General features: G+C 58.3%; 12 protein-coding genes. 4 read left to right on the top strand and 8 right to left on the bottom strand.

The genetic code is table 11. The annotated features are described in order from the left end of the window. Positions 1-79: 79 nt before the first annotated feature. Positions 80-1,855 carry an L-fucose isomerase gene (fucI, locus tag IAE27_RS14615; protein ID WP_023321544.1) on the bottom strand — a complete coding sequence of 592 codons (1,776 nt, stop codon included), beginning with the start codon at positions 1,853-1,855 and terminating at the stop codon, positions 80-82. A gap of 31 nt (positions 1,856-1,886) precedes the next feature. Continuing rightward, positions 1,887-3,197, bottom strand: coding sequence for an L-fucose:H+ symporter permease (fucP, locus tag IAE27_RS14610; RefSeq protein ID WP_004105064.1), 1,311 nt, complete (start codon positions 3,195-3,197; stop codon positions 1,887-1,889). 559 nt (positions 3,198-3,756) lie between these two features. Here fucP and fucA point away from each other — a divergent pair. Next, complete coding sequence (gene fucA, locus IAE27_RS14605) at positions 3,757-4,404, top strand: L-fuculose-phosphate aldolase (RefSeq protein ID WP_004114950.1); 648 nt, start codon at positions 3,757-3,759, stop codon at positions 4,402-4,404. A gap of 273 nt (positions 4,405-4,677) precedes the next feature. Here the strand turns inward: fucA and xni are convergent, their stop codons facing one another. Further along, positions 4,678-5,433: a flap endonuclease Xni gene (gene xni, locus IAE27_RS14600; protein WP_154022859.1), complete on the bottom strand. Its 756-nt coding sequence runs from the start codon at positions 5,431-5,433 to the stop codon at positions 4,678-4,680. Positions 5,434-5,677: 244 nt separating this feature from the next. Further along, a complete protein-coding gene (locus tag IAE27_RS14595) occupies positions 5,678-7,621 on the bottom strand; it encodes a sigma-54-dependent Fis family transcriptional regulator (RefSeq protein WP_142475336.1) in 1,944 nt (647 codons plus the stop codon). Positions 7,622-7,892: 271 nt separating this feature from the next. On the opposite strand from IAE27_RS14595, the gene ssuD reads away from it, so the two are divergent. The 3 genes from ssuD (at position 7,893) to IAE27_RS14580 (ending at position 11,986) form a co-directional block, all read left to right on the top strand. Next, complete coding sequence (gene ssuD, locus IAE27_RS14590; protein ID WP_154022860.1) at positions 7,893-9,065, top strand: FMNH2-dependent alkanesulfonate monooxygenase; 1,173 nt, start codon at positions 7,893-7,895, stop codon at positions 9,063-9,065. A gap of 41 nt (positions 9,066-9,106) precedes the next feature. Beyond that, positions 9,107-10,504, top strand: a complete 1,398-nt coding sequence (locus IAE27_RS14585; RefSeq protein ID WP_142475335.1) for an FAD/NAD(P)-binding protein — start codon at positions 9,107-9,109, stop codon at positions 10,502-10,504. Positions 10,505-10,579: 75 nt separating this feature from the next. Then, the gene (locus IAE27_RS14580; RefSeq protein ID WP_064343745.1) at positions 10,580-11,986 is read left to right on the top strand and encodes an LLM class flavin-dependent oxidoreductase; all 1,407 of its coding nucleotides are present in this window, start codon (positions 10,580-10,582) and stop codon (positions 11,984-11,986) included. 164 nt (positions 11,987-12,150) lie between these two features. Here the strand turns inward: IAE27_RS14580 and IAE27_RS14575 are convergent, their stop codons facing one another. From IAE27_RS14575 to ppnN, 4 genes are all read right to left on the bottom strand, one after another. Continuing rightward, positions 12,151-13,092, bottom strand: a complete 942-nt coding sequence (locus IAE27_RS14575) for a sulfonate ABC transporter substrate-binding protein (RefSeq protein ID WP_016809760.1) — start codon at positions 13,090-13,092, stop codon at positions 12,151-12,153. Positions 13,093-13,238: 146 nt separating this feature from the next. Further along, positions 13,239-14,606, bottom strand: a complete 1,368-nt coding sequence (locus IAE27_RS14570; RefSeq protein WP_154022861.1) for an L-serine ammonia-lyase — start codon at positions 14,604-14,606, stop codon at positions 13,239-13,241. Positions 14,607-14,655: 49 nt separating this feature from the next. Then, entirely contained in the window at positions 14,656-15,945 is a 1,290-nt protein-coding gene (locus tag IAE27_RS14565; RefSeq protein ID WP_004105047.1) for an HAAAP family serine/threonine permease, read from the bottom strand. A 549-nt stretch (positions 15,946-16,494) separates the two neighbouring features. Next, entirely contained in the window at positions 16,495-17,862 is a 1,368-nt protein-coding gene (gene ppnN / locus IAE27_RS14560; RefSeq protein ID WP_004105045.1) for a nucleotide 5'-monophosphate nucleosidase PpnN, read from the bottom strand. Positions 17,863-17,865: the final 3 nt, after the last annotated feature.

The raw sequence follows: 17,865 nt of genomic DNA, 5'->3' as shown, positions 1-17,865 counted from the left end.
TGGCGGCGTAAACGCCTCATCCAGCCTACGGAGACGTTATCATCCGTAGGCCGGATAAGCGCAGCGCCATCAGGCATTTTTAACGTTTATACAGCGGGCCGTAGTTCTGGCAGGCGCGGTAATCCTGGCCTTCGCTATCCATCCCGTGCGCAGCCCAGCTGGACGGGCGGTAAATTTTCGCCTCTTCTACGTTATGCATGCATACCGGGATCCGCAGCATAGACGCCAGAGTGATAAAGTCGGCGCCAACGTGGCCGATGGTCAGCACGCCGTGGTTAGCGCCCCAGTTCGCCATCACCGAGTAGACGTCGGAGAACGGGCCCTTACCGGTCAGGCGCGGCGCAAACCAGGTGGTGGGCCAGGTGGAGTTGGTGCGGGCATCCAGCCGATCGTGCATCTCTTTCGGTAGTTCCACGCTCCAGCCTTCGGCGATTTGCAGAACCGGGCCAAGGCCTTTAATGATATTCACGCGAGTCATGGTAAAGGGCACGCCGCCTTCGGTCAGAAAGCGGGAGGAGAAGCCGCCGCCGCGGAAATATTCATGAATCGCCGGGCACCATTCGGTGGCGGCGAGGCAGGCGTCGGCCTCCTGCTGGCTGATTTCCCAGTGCGGCTTCATGGTTGGCTTGCCATCCGCATCGCGCTGTTTGCAGGCGCCGTCCAGCGCCGCCGATCCGGAGTTGATCAGATGGATAATGCCGTGTTCCGCCAGCCCGGTGAGCGGTTGGCCGGTGACGCGTTCTACCGCTTCCGGCGACCAGTAGGTACGCACGTCGGCAAACACCTGGGCGGTACCGGTCAGCTGATGGCCCATTAGCATCGCCACGCCGTTGAGGCTGTCGTTTTCCGTGGCGACAACGAAGGGTTCGCGTACGCCATTCCAGTCGAACGAGCTGTTAAGCAGCGCTTCGGCGGTGTCGCCGTTAGGGTATTGATCGGTCCAGTGACGCTGGCCCTGGAAGCCTGCGGCAATGGCGTTGTAGCCAAGCGACTCTTCGACCAGTCCTTTTTCCGCCAGCTTCTTGTTGCCCTGCATCATGTCGCGAATGCACATCGCCATCAGCAGGCTCTCTTTGAGTACCGCGCGGCTCTGCTCGGCATTACGTTTATACTGCTGCGCGTTCTGGTCTTCGCCGTAGCGGAAGGTTTTATCCGCCCACGCCAGCGCCATTTCCAGCTCGCTTTCATCATAGATTTTCTGATCGATACGGCGGCGCAGTTCGGTCATATCCACCGCCTGTACCTTCATACCGAGCCAGGACTCGAAGAAGTTGTGATCGACGATAGAACCGGCGATTCCCATCGATACGCCGCCGACGGAAAGATAGCTTTTGCCCTTCATGCTGGCGACCGCTAAACCGGCGCGGGCAAAGCGCAGCAGTTTTTCTTCAACATCAGACGGAATGGAGGTGTCGTCGGCGTCCTGTACGTCGTGGCCGTATATGGAGAACGCCGGGATGCCCTTCTGGCTGTGGGCTGCCAGCGCTGCCGCAAGGTAAACCGCGCCTGGTCGCTCGGTGCCGTTAAAGCCCCAGATAGCTTTTGGCCGCATCGGGTCCATATCGATAGTTTCGCTGCCGTAGCACCAGCAGGGGGTGACGGTGATGGTGACGCCGACGTTCTGGCTGCTGAATTTCTCTTCGCAGGCGGCGGATTCTGCCATCCCCGCAATGCAGCTATCGGCGATGACGCACTCGATCTGCGCGCCGCAGGCGTGGCGCAGCTTTTCCGTAATCAGCGCAGCGGTAGCCTTCGCCATATTCATGGTTTGCTCTTCCAGCGACTCGCGTACCCCCATGCGGCGTCCATCGATCACCGGGCGAATGCCAATTTTCGGTAAACTGATTTTTTTCATTCCAGATCCCTCACGTTATGCGGATAAATGTTTAGTTAGCTGCCGTTTGCGAACGGAAACGGGCAAAGATGAAGATGACGGCAAAGCACAGCGCCGGTACCAGCTCGGCGGTAGGGATGTTGCCGGCGGCGTCGCTGACAAAGCCCATAACCGGAGTGACGATGCCGCCACCAATAATGGTCATGACGATAAACGAGGAGCCGTATTTGGTGTCCTGCCCCAGATTCTTGATGCCCAGCGAGAAGATGGTCGGATACTGAATCGACATAAAGGCACTGCACAGCGTCAAGGCCAGCAGGCCCACATGGCCGCCGCTGAAAGCTGAGATCAGGCACAGGAGCATGGCGAGCAGGGCATAGGCCGCCAGCACTTTATGCGGCGCGAAGCGGCTGATGAGCCAGGTGCCGGAGAAACGGCCGATAAAGAAGCACACCATAGTGCCGGTCAAATAGTTGGCGGCGAAACCGGGCGTCATGCCGGGGATCTCTTCGATGGCGTAGCGAATCAGATAGCTCCAGCAGGCGGTTTGTGCGCCGACGTAGCAAAACTGCGCCAGCACCGCCCAGCGCCAGTGGCGAACGCGCACCAGGCGGGCAAGAGAAGCGGAGAAGGAACTCTGGTTGGCATCACTGTGGTCGTCGCTCTGCAGGGCCGGAAATTTGGTCAACATAATCAACAGAGCGACCAGTAAGACAACCGCGACGATGATCATATAGGGGGTTTGCACCGAGAGCACCAGGCTGTGCTTATAAGCGCTAAGCTGCTCCGGAGCCATTTTATCGAGTACATCCTGCGATTGATGCGGCACGTTAGACAAAATAAGGCTTTGCCCAAAGACCACCGCAATAATGGCGCCAAAAGAGTTAAAGGTCTGCGCCAGATTAAGCCGGAAGTGGCCGCCGCTTTCTGGCCCTAACACGGTAACAAAAGGGTTTGCTGCAGTTTCTAAACAGCCTAACCCCGCCGCAATAATAAACAGGCCGATCAGGAATAAGGTATAATTCATGACCTCGGCGGCGGGCCAGAATAGCGCGGCGCCAAAAGCGTATAAGAATAGCCCGGTAATAATGCCGGCTTTGTAACTGAGTTTTTTCATCAAGATCCCGGCCGGGATCGGAATAACAAAATAGCCAAAATAAAAAGCGGATTGAATCAAACCAGCCTGGAAGTTAGTTAAGGTAAAGGCTTGTTGAAATTGTGGTAATAAAATATCGTTAAGATTATTAGCGACCGCCCAAAGAAAAAATAGCGAGCACAGCAGGGCAAAGGGAATAATGTAGCGCTTGCTTTGCCCTGTCTCGACCGCATGAAAACTCTGCGTTTGTATCGTTGTGTTTCCCATAGCATCCTCATTGGTTCAGAAGCGTATTCAGCAGCCGGCTTTGCCCACCAGACCGCAAAAATCAGGTGAGTTCCTGTGACGAGAACGATGATGAAATAAACATCGCGGGATGAACTCATGAATTCATTTTCAAATAAAAAATGCCTTTTAATATGATGGCGGTCACACTAAGCATGCGGTGAGTGATTTTATGTGATTATCATCACTTTAATAATCAGGAAAACATGACCGTTTGAGAAAGATAATTCTAAAACCCACAGAACGAATGCCCGATTTAATTTATAATGTGGAAAACGGTCAGTTGTTAACATTATCGGTAAAATGACCGTTTTTAAATCTATTGATGATAACGGGCATTTTTTCACAACGTAAAAATGAGCAAACGGTTTTTTTAAGCTGAAATAAGTGAGGGGTATCACAGAACCAGTGGATGTAAATTCCTTTCTGATTATTCGGGATGATGATGGTGAGCAATTATTTGAGTTATTCAACAGCGTCGGCGCGCCATGCCCGGCGAGCGGTCTGTTGTCGTATTGCGCATTATTAAGAGAGGTAAAGAATGGAACGTAATAGACTGGCCCGGCAGATTATTGATACCTGCCTGGAGATGACCCGCCTGGGGTTAAATCAGGGGACGGCAGGCAACGTAAGCGTGCGGTACCAGGGGGGGATGCTGATCACACCAACCGGTATACCTTATGAAAAGCTGACGGAAGCGCACATTGTTTATATCGATGCTGAAGGTCAGCATGAACAGGGCAAACTGCCGTCAAGCGAGTGGCGTTTTCATATGGCGGCTTATCAGACGCGTCCTGATGCTCATGCGGTGGTGCATAATCATGCGGTTCACTGCACGGCGGTATCGATCCTCAATCGTCCCATTCCCGCCATTCACTATATGATTGCGGCGGCCGGCGGTAACTCCATTCCTTGCGCACCCTATGCCACTTTTGGTACTCGTGAGCTGTCTGAACACGTGGCCGTGGCGTTGAAAAATCGCAAAGCGACCCTGCTGCAGCACCATGGCCTGATCGCTTGTGAAGAGAATCTGGAAAAGGCCCTGTGGCTGGCGCATGAAGTTGAGGTACTGGCGCAGCTCTATCTCAGCACCCTGGCCATCATCGATCCGGTTCCGGTGCTTGATGATGAGGCTATCGCCATCGTGCTGGAGAAATTCAAAACCTACGGATTGCGTATCGAAGAGTGATCTCGTACGCGAACGTTTCTGCCGGCTGCGGTGTACAGATTCACCGCCGTCTGCGACTGGGTAACCCGGACAGATGCGCAGCATCGCCTCCGGGAAATTCAGCCACGGTGCACTTTGGTCCCGGGGGCGGCGCTTGACGCGCCTTGCCCGGGCTACAGGTACTCCGCCGTCTGCGGGCCGGTAGTCCCCACGGTTCACCGCCGTCTGCGGTTGGGTAGCCCGGACAGATGCGCAGCATCGCCTCCGGGAAGCTGGACGCTCCGTAGCCTGATGCTATCGTGCCAGCCGCAGCTGCTGCAGGTTGCCATCCAGCTGTAAATCGGTTTGCAGGCGCGCGATTTCCCGGCAGGTGAAGGCCATCTCTTTGTGTTCTTCCAGCTTTTTACGCCACTTATCCGGCACGTCCGCCAGCCGGGCGTAGATCCCTTCCAGATCCTGAAAATCGGTTAATAACTGGGCTGCGCTTTTGGGCCCAATGCCCGCCACGCCGGGAACCCTGGAGCTGCTGATGCCCGCCAGCCCCCAGTAGTCGGGTAGCTGCTCCGGCGTCACGCCGAACTCTTTGGCGATAAACGGCGCGTCGAGCCAGCGCTTCTGGAAATAGTCGCGGATGCGGATCGTCGGCGACAGTAGCTGGCAATAGCCTTTGTCGGTTGAAACGATGGTCGCCTGGTGCCCGGCCTGCGCCACCTTAACCGCCAGAGTCGCGGCAAGATCGTCGGCTTCGCTGCCGCTGAGCGCCCAGCAACGAAACCCGCGCTGCTCAAATGCCGCCCGCAGCGCCGGCATTTCCGCCTCGAGGGTTTCCGGCATCGGCGCGCGCCCGGCTTTATAATCGGGCAGGCGCTGGTGCCGCCAGCCGTGGCCGCGATCTTCGTCATCAAATACCGCCACCACGTGGGTCGGCTGGCTGTGGAGCACCAGCTGCTCGAGGGCATGTAAGCAGGTATCGACGCAGGGTGAACCCTGCACCGCGTGGATGCGGCGAATCAGATTAAGTGCGTCGACGATGAGTAAATGAACGGCCACGATTCTCCCCTTAAAACCTGGCCCATCAGGCTATTTTATTTGCTGGTTTGACGCCGGGCAGTGCGCAAAAGCCTCACGTACTACCTCTACGCTCCGGCTTCTGCACGCTCTTCGGGCCAAACTGTCTGCAACGATGATGCCTGGTGGGTTAGGCTCCTGTTCTCAATGCTTTTTAGGGTAACATCGCCGCGCCGATGAGGCTATTGGCGCCTGGAAAATCAGGAAGATGACTCGCAGTTTCCGGCTAATCGACGTGCATCAGCAGGCCGAGATCGCTATTGGTGGCTTCGCCGTACCACACGGCTTCGCGCACTGAAACCGGTTTGTTGATAAGCCCCAGCGCGTAAAACCGATCGGCGATACTTTGCTGGGCGCGAATCACCTTGAGGTCCATTGTGCGCGGGCGATGGCTGCGGCGCGCCAGGGCTCGGGTCAGAGAAGCGGCGTTAAGACCCAGCTCGGCGGAGAGCAGCTCCGCGGCTTCTTCCCGATGCTGGTCGATAAACTGCCCGGTCTGCGCCAGCTCGGCGAATAGCCGCTGCATAATATCGCTATTGCGGCTGGCGTAGCCGCGGCGCGACAGATAGAACTGATGGTTGTTGACGCGCCCCTCGCCGCTGGCTACTACCCGTAATTCGCCGCTATCTTCCGCGTCGCTAAGCAGTGGATCCCACATCATCCAGGCGTCCACCGCCAGGTAGTCGCTGGCGGTCAGCGGATATTTTGGCGGAATATAGACCGCTTTAACGTCGTTTAATCCCAGCCCGGCCTCTTCCAGAATATGCAGCAGCAGCCAGTGCACGTTCGAACCTTTATTCAGCGCGATACGCTTGCCGCGCAGGTCGGCAATGGTGCGAATGTCGCTGTGCTGTGGGACGACCATGGCCACGCTTTGCGGCGCGGGCGGTTCCCAGGCGACGTAGACCAGCTCGCTATTATTGGCCTGAGCGAAAACCGGCGGCGCTTCGCCGGTGGTGCCAAAGTCGATTTCATCGCAGGCCAGCGCGTGCAGGAGCTGCGGCCCGGCGGGAAACTCGCTCCACAGCACGCTGACGCCGCGGCTGGCAAAGGCTTTCTCCAGACTTTGCCGCGCCTTCAGAATGCCAAGATTGCCAAAACGCTGAAAGCCGATGCGCAGTTCCCGATCGCGAGAAACGTTATTGACCGCCGCTCCGAAGAGGGGTTCCTGGCGGCGGCGGCTTTTAATGATGCCAAAATTGGCCAGCTGCGTGCGCAGCGTGTGGCGGCTAATGCCGAGCAGCGCTGCGGCCTGGCTTTGGTTATCGTCGCATTGCGCCATCGCGCCGCGAATCAACGCCCCGGTGACCCTTTCCCACAGCGGCTCGCCCGGCAGGGAGAGTTGATGACGAATAAAGTCGTCCAGTTCGTTATCGCTTACCGCCGGTGAGGCGTCGCTTAGGGTGGTTAACCGGAGCTGAGCGGGGGCGATCTCCTCTTCTTTACTCAGCAATACCGCATTATGCAGAGTGTTCTCAAGTTCGCGAATATTGCCCGGCCAGGGGTACTCCATCAGCCTTGCCAGCGTCTCCGGGGCCAGACGACGAACCGACCGACCCAGGCGGCGGGCGTAGAGCGTAAGGAAATGGTCCGCCAGAACGGGAATATCCTGGCGGCGCTGGCGCAGCGGCGGCAGCGGGACGATGGCGATATTCAGGCGATAGTAGAGGTCTTCGCGGAAACGACGCTCGCGGATAGCCTGCATCAGGTCTACGTGGGTGGCGGCGATCACCCGGACATCGACCTTAATCGCTTTACGCGAGCCGACGCGGGTAATTTCGCGTTCCTGCAGGACGCGCAGGAGCTTCACCTGGAGCGCCAGGCTAAGTTCGCCGATTTCATCCAGCAGCAGCGTGCCGCCGTCTGCCGCTTCGAACCAGCCGGGATGGCTTTGTACCGCGCCGGTAAACGCGCCTTTTTCATGGCCGAACAGCTCCGCTTCCGCCAGGCTTTCGCTGAGCGCGCCGCAGTTAACGGCGAGAAACGGCCGCTGACGACGCGGACTGTGGTGATGCAGGTAACGGGCGACAACCTCTTTACCAGTACCGGTTTCGCCGACGATCAGCACGGTCGCTTCGGTGGGGGCCAGTTTATCCAGCAGGCTCTGAAAGGCTTTTGACGCCGGATCGATGAGCGCGGGCGTGGCGGCTGGGGTTTGCGGATTCAGCATGGGTGACCTCCGGTATGTGATGTCCTGAACTTATCCTTTGCCGGAGACGGAAACCAGAGGGCAAACCCGTCGTGCTGCTGCAAAGGCGGCAGCCTGAACTCATTGGCTGCTGCATTTGCAACAGCGTTATAAAACTAACTTTTATTTAACTCAATGATTTAAATATGTAAATTTTTTATTCACCATTGGCATGATTATCGCTAACACTCATATAACCAAATTAAAACATCTCTTCGATAAATATCGGATATGGTTATATAGGAAGTGGATAATGACGCAAAAAACCGACGATAAAATCAATGTGTTCTGGTTTCTGCCTACCCACGGCGATGGCCGCTATCTGGGTACCGCAGAAGGTGGCCGCCCGGTTGACCTGCCTTACCTGCAGCAGGTGGCGCTGGCGGCCGACAGTCTCTGCTACTACGGGGTGCTGATCCCGACGGGGAAAAGCTGTGAAGACTCATGGCTGGTGGCATCGGCCCTGGCGCCGCTGACCCGCCGCCTGCGCTATCTGGTGGCCGTTCGTCCTGGCCTGCAGCCGCCAACGCTGGCGGCGAGAATGGCGGCGACGCTCGATCGCCTGTCGGGCGGCCGGCTGCTGATTAACGTCGTTACCGGTGGCGATCCGGTGGAGAACAAAGGCGACGGCATTTTCCTCAGCCACGGCGAACGCTATCAGGTGACCCGCGAATTTCTCGACGTCTACTCGCGCCTGCTGCAAGGTGAAAAGGTGGACTATCGCGGTGAGCATATCCACGTGGAAGGCGCTGAAGTGCTGTTTCCACCGGTGCAGGAAAACGGCCCGCCGCTCTACTTTGGCGGATCGTCCGAGGAAGCCATCGACGTCGCCGCCGATCAAATTGATACCTACCTGACCTGGGGCGAGCCGCCTGCGCTGGTGGCCGAAAAGCTGGCTGTGGTGCGCGAGCGCGCCGCCGCCCGGGGCCGTACGCTGCAGTACGGGATTCGTTTGCACGTGATTGTTCGCGAAACCGAAGAAGAGGCGTGGGCCGCCGCCGATCGGCTGATTTCTCATCTTGACGACGAGACTATCGCCCAGGCGCAGAAAATTTTTGCCCGTATGGACTCTACCGGCCAGGCGCGAATGAGTTCGCTGCATAAAGGATCGCGCGACAATCTGCGTATTGCCCCGAATCTGTGGGCGGGCGTGGGGCTGGTGCGCGGCGGGGCCGGAACGGCGCTGGTTGGCAATCCGCAGCAGGTAGCAGAACGCATCCGTGAATATCAGGCACTCGGTATCACCAACTTTATCTTCTCCGGCTATCCGCATCTGGAAGAGGCCCATCGCTTTGCCGACCTGGTCATGCCGTTATTGCCGCTGGCAGGCCATGAGCAGCCGAAGGCGCGTAGCGTCAATACCGGCCCGTTCGGTGAAACTATCGGCGGCGATAAACGTCCGGTGAAACAGGTGAGCGCAAGCTGAGGGGGACCGTATGTTGCACAGGTTTCTGAAGGCGGTGGGCTATGCAAACTGAACCGCACGTAGTGATTGTCGGCGGCGGATTTAGCGGCGCGGCGGTGGCGATTCATCTCCTGCGCCTGGCGCCGGTTGGCGTGCGGGTCACGCTACTGGAGCCGCGCGAGGTGCCCGGCGCGGGCGTGGCCTACTCCACGACCGAACCGAGCCACAGAATCAACGTTCCCGCCGCGCGAATGCAGCTTGCCGGTGAAGAGGAGGGCGCGTTCGATCGCTGGTACCGCAGCCAGCCTGCTTTTGCAGAAGATCCGCAGGCGCTGCTGGAGGATGGCGCGGTTTATCCGCAGCGCGGTCAGTTTGGCCGCTACGTCGCCCAGCGTTTCGCTGAGGAGGCGCGCGCCAGCGCAGGGCGGCTGACGCATCTGCGCGAGCAGGCGCTGAGCATTCATCATGGCGAGGTCGTTACCGACAGCGGTCGGCGGCTATCGGCCGATCTACTGGTGCTGGCCATTAGCCATCCGCCCCCCTCTCTGCCGACGCTGACGATGCCGTTTGCGACTCATCCGGCGCTCATTGCTAATCCCTGGCGAGCGGGCGTGCTGGAAGCTATCGCACCGGAAGCGAGCGTCGCGATCGTGGGCACCGGCCTGACGATGGCGGATACCGTTGCCACCCTGACGCGGTTGGGCCATCGGGGGCCGATAACCGCATTTTCACGCCGCGGGCTGCTGTCCCGCAGCAACCTGAGCGGCAGCGGTGACCCCTGGCCAGGCGAATACGATCGCGGATCGCTGCGCCAGCGGCTGCGGCAGATCCGCGAGGATATCGCTCGCGCGGAGCAGCAGGGGCTGGCCTGGCAGGTGGTGATGGACGCGGTACGTAATCAGGGACAACGCATCTGGCAGGGGCTGACGGGCGCCGATCGCCAGCGCTTCTTGCGTCATTTGCGCAGCTACTGGGACGTTCACCGCTACCGTATCGCTCCGCAGGTCGCCGGGGTTATTGAGCAGCGCCAGCGCGACGGCAGCCTGCGGGTGCTGGCGGCCCGGCTGACGGCGCTGGAAGGCGACGCGCAAAGGCTGACGTTAACCCTGGCGCTCCGGTACGGTGAAGCACTGCGGGTGAGCGCTGACCACGTTATTTTAACCACCGGCCCGGCGCACGGGGCGCTGACCGATAGCCAGCCGCTGCTGCGCCAGCTAAGCCAGGATGGGCTGATTCGCGCCGACGCGTTCGGCCTCGGCCTGGACGTCGATCTTCGCTCGCGAGCCATTGGCCGGGAAGGGCAAGCTAATCCCAAACTACTGGTTTCCGGCCCTGCCGCGCGGGCCCGCTTCGGAGAGCTGATGGGGCTACCGCAGGTGGCTGACCATGCCGCTGACGTGGCCGCCGAAGCGCTGCAGACTCTGGGCGTCAAACAATCCGTCCGATGTCCGGCGTTCTGAACGCCTTTTATCCCCTGATTCCCTTAACTGATTATGCGCGCGGCCCGACTGTGGGGCGCGCCGTGGAGAAGCGCTATGTCATCACAACGTGAAATTCGTCTGAATGCTTTTGATATGAACTGCGTCGGCCACCAGTCGCCGGGGCTGTGGGCCCATCCGCGCGACCGCTCCTGGCAGTATAAAGACCTCGAATATTGGGTCGACCTGGCGCGTCTGCTGGAGCGCGGCAAGTTTGACGGGCTATTTATCGCCGATGTGCTGGGCGTCTATGATGTGCTGAACGGCAACGGCGATGCGGCGATCCGCCAGGCGGCGCAGGTGCCGGTCAACGATCCGCTGGCGCTGATTACGCCGATGGCGCTGGTGACGGAGCATCTGGGATTCGGCCTGACCGCTTCGCTCTCCTTTGAGCATCCCTATCCGTTCGCCCGCCGTCTTTCGACCCTCGACCATCTGACGAAGGGGCGGGTGGGCTGGAATATCGTGACCTCCTATCTGGAGAGCGGGGCGCGGAACATTGGGCAAAAAGCGCAGACCGACCATGACGCCCGCTACGACTACGCCGATGAATACCTGGAGGTGGTCTATAAACTGCTGGAAGGCAGCTGGGAAGACGGCGCGGTGCTGCGCGACAGGGAGCGCAGGATCTTCAGCGATCCGCGAAAAATTCATCCGATCAACCATCAGGGGAACTTCTTCTCGGTACCGGGGATCCACCTTTGTGAGCCGTCGCCGCAGCGTACGCCGGTGCTCTATCAGGCGGGCGCCTCCAGCCGCGGCAAGCAGTTCGCCGCCGGCCACGCGGAGTGCGTATTTGTCGGCGCGCCGTCGAAGGTACTGCTGAAAAAGACGGTGGCGGATATTCGCCGTCGCGCCGAGGAAGCCGGGCGCGATCCGCGCAGCATCCTGATCTTCAATATGCAGACGGTCATCGTCGGCGAAACCGACCGTGAAGCCCAGGCTAAATGGCAGGAGTATAAACCGTACGTCAGCTACGAAGGGGCGCTGGCGCTGCTCTCCGGCTGGACCGGTATCGACCTTGGCCAGTATCAGCCGGACCAGGTGCTGGAGTATCTGCATACCAATGCGATTCAGTCGATGGTGGAGGCGTTTTCCACTGCCGATCCGAACAGCCAGTGGACCGTGCAGAAGCTGGCGGACTGGGCGGGAATTGGCGGCTTCGGGCCGCTGGTGGTCGGCAGTCCACAGACGGTCGCCGATGAGCTGCAGTCCTGGGTCGAAGAGACCGACGTCGATGGGTTTAATCTCGCCTATGCGGTGACCCACGAAACCTTCCGCGACGTGGTGGATTTACTGGTCCCGGAGCTGCAAAAGCGCGGCGTGTTTAAGCAGGAGTATCGCGAAGGAACCCTGCGCGAGAAGCTGTTCGGCGCCGGCCCGCGGCTGGCTGCGCCGCATCCGGGTGCAGGTTATCGCCACGGCGCGCGGGTGACGGTCGGGAGCGAAGAGAAGGTGAGTTAATTTTGCTGGTCCCCCTCTCCCCGAAGGGCGGGGGACTGAACTGTGGGGCGGTAGGTTTTTCCCGGAGGCGGCGCTTGACGCGCCTGTCCGGGCTACGGGTCCATCGATGTCTGCGGGGCGATAGCCCGGGTAAGGCGCTGGCGCCGGACCCGGGAAGGGAAAGCTTACTGCTTATCCAGCGACCAGGTCGCGCTGCGGACGTCCACCTTCACCGGTAGCAGACCGATGCGGGTGAAAGTGTCCGCCAGCGCCTGCTGCTCGTTATAGACTGCAGGCGTCATCCGTTCGGCGCCATAGGGCAGGCGCGCCAGCGTCTTCAGCCAGATAGCCTTATCCAGCCCGGTAGAAGCCGAGAGGATCCCGGCGGCATCGTCCTGATGGCTGTTGGCCCATTCGCTCAGTTTACCCAGTTCATCGACCACCTGCTTCGCGGTTTCAGGATAAGCGTCGGCAAATTTGCGGCTGGCCAGGTAGAAGGTATAGTGCGGTACCAGCCCTTCGGCATTGCGGATCTGTCGGGCTTTGGCGTTTGTTTCCACCTCGGCGAGGAACGGATCCCAGATAACCCATGCGTCAATCGCGCCGCGCTGGAAGGCGGCGCGGGCGTCGGCAGGCGGCAAATAGACCGGAGTGATATCTTTATAGCTTAATCCGGCTTTCTCCAGCGCAGCCACCAGCAGGTAGTTTACGTCGGAGCCTTTGTTGAGCCCCACGCGCTTGCCCTTAAGGTCGGCCACGCTCTTAATCGCCGAGTTTTCCGCCACTACGATGGCCTCGGTTTTTGGATTCGCCGGCGAGTGGGCTAAGTAGACCAGATCTGCCTTCGCCGCCTGGGCAAAGGCCGGCGGCGCATCGCCGGTTGCGGCGAGGTCGATGCTGCCGACGTTCAGCCCTTCCAGCATTTGCGGCCCGGCGGGGAATTCAATCCAGCGCACGGCGATGCCCTGCTTTTTAAACGTTTCATCGAGGGTGCCGCGATATTTCAGCAGCGCGAAGATATTGGCTTTCTGATAGCCGATATTGACGGTTTCCGGCGTTTTCGCCAGCGCGGAAGCGGATACGCCAGCCAGCATGAGCAGCAGCGCCGGACGAGACAGTCTGAGCATGATTTGTTCTCCTTGAGCGGTTTACCGTAAGGTAACAAATCGTCTTTATAACTAATAAATAACTAAATTATCATTTATATAACATAAATGAAGGGGGAGAGCAGGGGAAGGAAACCCGGCATGCCGCAGCATACCGGGAGGGGGCGTTAATCGCAGGCGACAATCTTCATGGCCAGGCCGCCGCGTGAGGTTTCACGATATTTGGCGTTCATATCTTTGCCCGTTTCGTACATGGTCTCGATGACTTTATCGAGGCACACCCGCGGCTCGCTGGTGCGGCGCAGCGCCATGCGCGCGGCGTTGACCGCTTTAACCGCAGCGATAGCGTTACGCTCGATGCACGGCACCTGCACCTGACCGGCGACCGGGTCGCAGGTCAGACCGAGGTTATGCTCCATACCGATTTCGGCGGCGATGCACACCTGGCCCGGGCTGCCGCCCAGCAGTTCCGCCAGTCCGGCCGCCGCCATCGAACAGGCAACGCCGACTTCGCCCTGGCAGCCCACTTCGGCGCCGGAAATCGAGGCGTTCATCTTATAAAGTGAGCCAATGGCACTGGCGACCAGCATATAGCGCGCCAGCGAGTTGGCGTTCACTTTGCGGATAAATTTGTCGTAGTAGGCCAGTACCGCGGGCACGATGCCGCAGGCGCCGTTGGTTGGTGCGGTCACGACGCGTCCGCCGGCGGCGTTCTCTTCGTTAACCGCCAGGGCGAACATATTAATCCAGTCAACAACCGCCATCGGGTCGCTGCTGGTGTTGTCCTGGCTTACCAGCATCCGGCGCAGCGCGGCGGCGCGGCGGGGAACCCGCAGCTTGCCCGGCAGAACGCCCTCGGTGGTGATGCCGCGCTCAATGCCGCTGCTCATCACTTCCCAGACGGCGGCAAAGTGCTGTTCCAGCGCTTCTTTACTGTGCAGTGCCAGCTCGTTTTGCATCATCAGACCGGAAAGCGACAGCCCGCTTTCACGGCAGTGGCGCTGGAGGTCGGCGGCGTTTTTATATGGAAAAGGTACGGCGACCGGCGCTTCGCGGGTGACGCCGAAATGCGCTTCGTCGACGATAAACCCGCCGCCGATGGAGTAGTACGTCTGGCTGTAGAGAACCTGGTCGCCGGCGAGGGCGGTAATTCGCATGCCGTTCTCATGCAGCGACAGATTGTCGGCATGGAAATTCATGCACTGATCGACCGGGAACGCCACTTCCTGCTGGCCGTTTGCCATCATCAGGCGGCCATGGGTGTTGACGTCCTGGATAAAACTGGGGATAGCGTCAATGTCGACGGTATCCGGCAGGTTGCCCGCCAGGCCCATAATAATCGCGATGTCGGTATGGTGGCCTTTACCGGTCAGGGAAAGGGAGCCGTAGACATCGACGATGACTTTGGTCACCTCGGAGAGCAGCCCGCGCTCAATAAGATCGTCCGTGAATTGTTTGCCCGCTTTCATCGGTCCAACGGTGTGGGAGCTGGAAGGGCCAATGCCGATTTTAAAAATATCGAATACGCTGATCATGATGCATCCAGTGCTGTCGGGAGCGCCGCCGTCAGGCGGCGCGGGGATATTAGCTAAACAGAGAGTAGAAAATCGCGGAGATAGCAATCAGGCCCATAATCACCACGAAAACGTTGCTGACGTGGCCGCTGTATTTGCGCATAGCCGGGACTTTCTGAATGGCGTACATCGGCATCAGGAACAGAATCATCGCAATGATCGGGCCGCCCAGGGTCTCGATCATCCCGAGGATGCTTGGGTTCAGCGTTGCCACAATCCAGGTGGTGACCAGCATGAACAGGGCAGTGATTTTGTTCAGTTTATTGATTTCGATGGACTTGCCTTTACCGCGCAGGGATTTAATCACCATGCCGTTAAAGCCTTCGCGAGCGCCCAGATAGTGGCCGAGGAAGGATTTAGTGATGGCGATCATCGCGATGATCGGCGCCATCCAGGCGATGATTGGCGCGTTAAAGTGGTTCGCCAGGTAAGACAGAATCGAGATGTTCTGCTCTTTTGCCGCCGCCAGATCCGCCGGGGAGAGGCTCAGTACGCAGCTGAAGACGAAGAACATAACGGTCAGCACCATCATAATGTGCGCGCGGGCCAGAATGCTGGAGCATTTTTTCTCAGCGCCTTCGCCGTACTCTTCGCGTTTAGCAACGGCGAAGGAGGAGATGATCGGCGAGTGGTTAAAAGAGAATACCATCACCGGTATTGCCAGCCACAGGGTCATCCACAGGCCGTTGCCGGTTGCGGTAGCGCTACTCAGGGAGAGGGTTTCCAGCGCCGCGCCGTTCCACTGCGGGATCAGGTACAGAGCCAGAATCATCAGCGCGACCACGAACGGGAATACCAGCACGCTCATCGCTTTGACGATCATCTGCTCGCCGAAGCGCACGATAGTCATCATGCCGACAATCAGTATCAGGGAAAGAATGGCGCGCGGCGGCGGCGTTATGTGCAACTGGTGCGCCATAAAGCTTTCGACGGTATTGGTGATCGCCACGCTGTATACCAGCAGAATCGGGTAGATGGCGAAAAAGTAAAGCAGGGTAATCAGTTTACCTGCGCCGACGCCGAAGTGCTCCTCGACGACTTCGGTGATGTCTTCGCCCGGGTTCTTACCGGACAGCACGAAACGGGTCATTCCGCGGTGGGCGAAGAAGGTCATCGGAAAGGCCAGAATCGCCATGATGATCAGCGGGATCATACCGCCGACGCCGGCGTTGATCGGCAGGAACAGTACGCCCGCGCCGATAGCCGTGCCGTACAGGCCCAGCATCCACATGGTGTCCGTCTTACGCCAACCGCTACGGGTAGCATCCGTAACGATGGTGCTGGTTTGAGTGGTTTCCATCTGTATCTCCTGGAGGAAGCAACAAAATCTAATGAAAAAAAACGACTAAATAATATGAAATTCGTTTGTGTACGGTTTTTTAGGCATTTTCTCCGTAACAATTGGTGCGGGAAGATACATTTATATGGTGAATGCATCAGTGATCGCGATCCCAAATGCAATAATCCACTTTTAATGTGCGTATTTTTAGTCCAACAGCCTGTTTCTGGTGATCAGCCAGAGAATTGTGGCGCGGAGGCTATCATTTTCAGCATATGAGATAATAGTGGTGTGACGTAATAACGAGGTTTTTACTGTAAAAATGCGATGTTATCGACGTTTTTGCGTTAAAAGGCGTTTTTCCTGGTGATATTTATTGCTGTATCTGGAAACGCAAACGATTGGCTTTGTAAAAATGCATCTGGAAAATTCACAAAGTAAATGAATCATTTGGAAATAATACGCGCTGAGTGATGAACGAGGGAGCGGGGCAGCAGTACTGTGGCCTGGCGAGGAAGCGTTGCCCGGGCAGAGCGCGAACCGCTGCCCGGAAGAAGAACAGAAGAGAACTCAGGAACAGATTTCGTAGCAGGGGATATAGGCGGTGCCGCCCGGCAGCTTCATACGATGCTGAGCGACGAAGCCCTGCAGCAGATCGTCCATGCGGCGCATCATTGCCGGGTCGCCGTGAATTTTATACGGACCGAATTTCTCGATAGCCTGGATGCCCACCTCTTTGACGTTACCAGCGACGATACCGGAGAAGGCGCGGCGGAGATCCGCTGCCAGCACTTCTACCGGCTGGTCCGGATAGAGTTTGAGATTGGCCATATTCTCATGGGTAGGATCGAACGGCATCTGCAGATCCGGAGCAATGCGCATCGACCAGTTGAAGCTGTAAGCATCGCCGGTCTCGCGACGATTCTCTTTCACCATCGGCATTGCTTTTTTCATCTGGCGGGCTACTTCAGCGGCGTCGTCAACGATAATGCGATAGTGGCGACGGGCGGATTCGCCCAGCGTATGGACGATAAACTCATCCAGCACGCGGAAATAATCGGCGCTCTCTTTTGGCCCGGTAAGAATCAGCGGCAGAACCTGCGACTTGTTCGACGGATGCATCAAAATGCCCAGCAGATAGAGCAGCTCTTCCGCTGTACCTACGCCGCCCGGGAAGATGATAATGCCGTGAGCGATGCGCACGAAGGCTTCCAGACGTTTCTCGATATCCGGCATGATGATCAGCTCGTTGACCAGCGGGTTAGGCGGCTCGGCGGCGATAATGGACGGCTCGGTCATGCCGATAAAGCGGCTGTCTCTGTAGCGCTGCTGCGCGTGGCCGACGGCTGCGCCTTTCATCGGCGCTTCCATGGCGCCCGGACCGCAGCCGGTACAGATATTCAGCTCACGCAGGCCCAGCTGAGTGCCGACGCGGCGAGCGTAGAGATACTCGTTTTCATTAATCGAGTGGCCGCCCCAGCAGACAATCATATTTGGCGCTTCGCCGACGTGCAGGGCGCGGGCGTTGCGCAAAATAGAGAACACCAGGTTGGTGATATGTACCGAGCTTTCAAGATCGAGATTCGGGAAGCGGACGGTGTTATGGATCTGGCCGTAGACAAACAGGATATCGCGCAGTACGGCAAACAGGTTGGCCTGCAGGGAACGGATAATACGCCCGTCAACGAAAGCATCTTCCGGCGGGTTAATCAGTTCCAGCTTCACGCCGCGTTCGCGACGCAGCACGTTAATATCGAAGTTTTCAAAACGAGACAGGAGCTCCTTGCTGTTATCGGTCAGGCTCCCCGAGTTGAGCACAGCAAGCGAGCAGTTGCGAAAGAGTTGATACAGGTCACTGCTGGCGGTGCGTTTAAGCATATCCACTTCCAGCTGCGACAGCATATCCATTGAACCAAGCGGGCTAACATGTGTAATCAAGTG

The organism is Klebsiella sp. S69 (assembly GCF_016516145.1).
Taxonomy (GTDB): Bacteria; Pseudomonadota; Gammaproteobacteria; order Enterobacterales; family Enterobacteriaceae; genus Klebsiella; species Klebsiella oxytoca.
Note: the sequence above shows the minus strand (reverse complement) of the source record. Positions and strands in the feature narration are given on the sequence as shown.

Excerpts from the sequence above, each read along its gene's own strand:
- IAE27_RS14565 (WP_004105047.1), bottom strand. The coding sequence starts at position 15,945 with ATGGAAACCACTCAAACCAGCACCATCGTTACGGATGCTACCCGTAGC.
- IAE27_RS14570 (WP_154022861.1), bottom strand. The coding sequence starts at position 14,606 with ATGATCAGCGTATTCGATATTTTTAAAATCGGCATTGGCCCTTCCAGC.
- IAE27_RS14585 (WP_142475335.1), top strand. The coding sequence starts at position 9,107 with ATGCAAACTGAACCGCACGTAGTGATTGTCGGCGGCGGATTTAGCGGC.
- IAE27_RS14580 (WP_064343745.1), top strand. The coding sequence starts at position 10,580 with ATGTCATCACAACGTGAAATTCGTCTGAATGCTTTTGATATGAACTGC.
- IAE27_RS14575 (WP_016809760.1), bottom strand. The coding sequence starts at position 13,092 with ATGCTCAGACTGTCTCGTCCGGCGCTGCTGCTCATGCTGGCTGGCGTA.
- IAE27_RS14595 (WP_142475336.1), bottom strand. The coding sequence starts at position 7,621 with ATGCTGAATCCGCAAACCCCAGCCGCCACGCCCGCGCTCATCGATCCG.
- fucP (WP_004105064.1), bottom strand. The coding sequence starts at position 3,197 with ATGGGAAACACAACGATACAAACGCAGAGTTTTCATGCGGTCGAGACA.
- fucA (WP_004114950.1), top strand. The coding sequence starts at position 3,757 with ATGGAACGTAATAGACTGGCCCGGCAGATTATTGATACCTGCCTGGAG.
- fucI (WP_023321544.1), bottom strand. The coding sequence starts at position 1,855 with ATGAAAAAAATCAGTTTACCGAAAATTGGCATTCGCCCGGTGATCGAT.
- ssuD (WP_154022860.1), top strand. The coding sequence starts at position 7,893 with ATGACGCAAAAAACCGACGATAAAATCAATGTGTTCTGGTTTCTGCCT.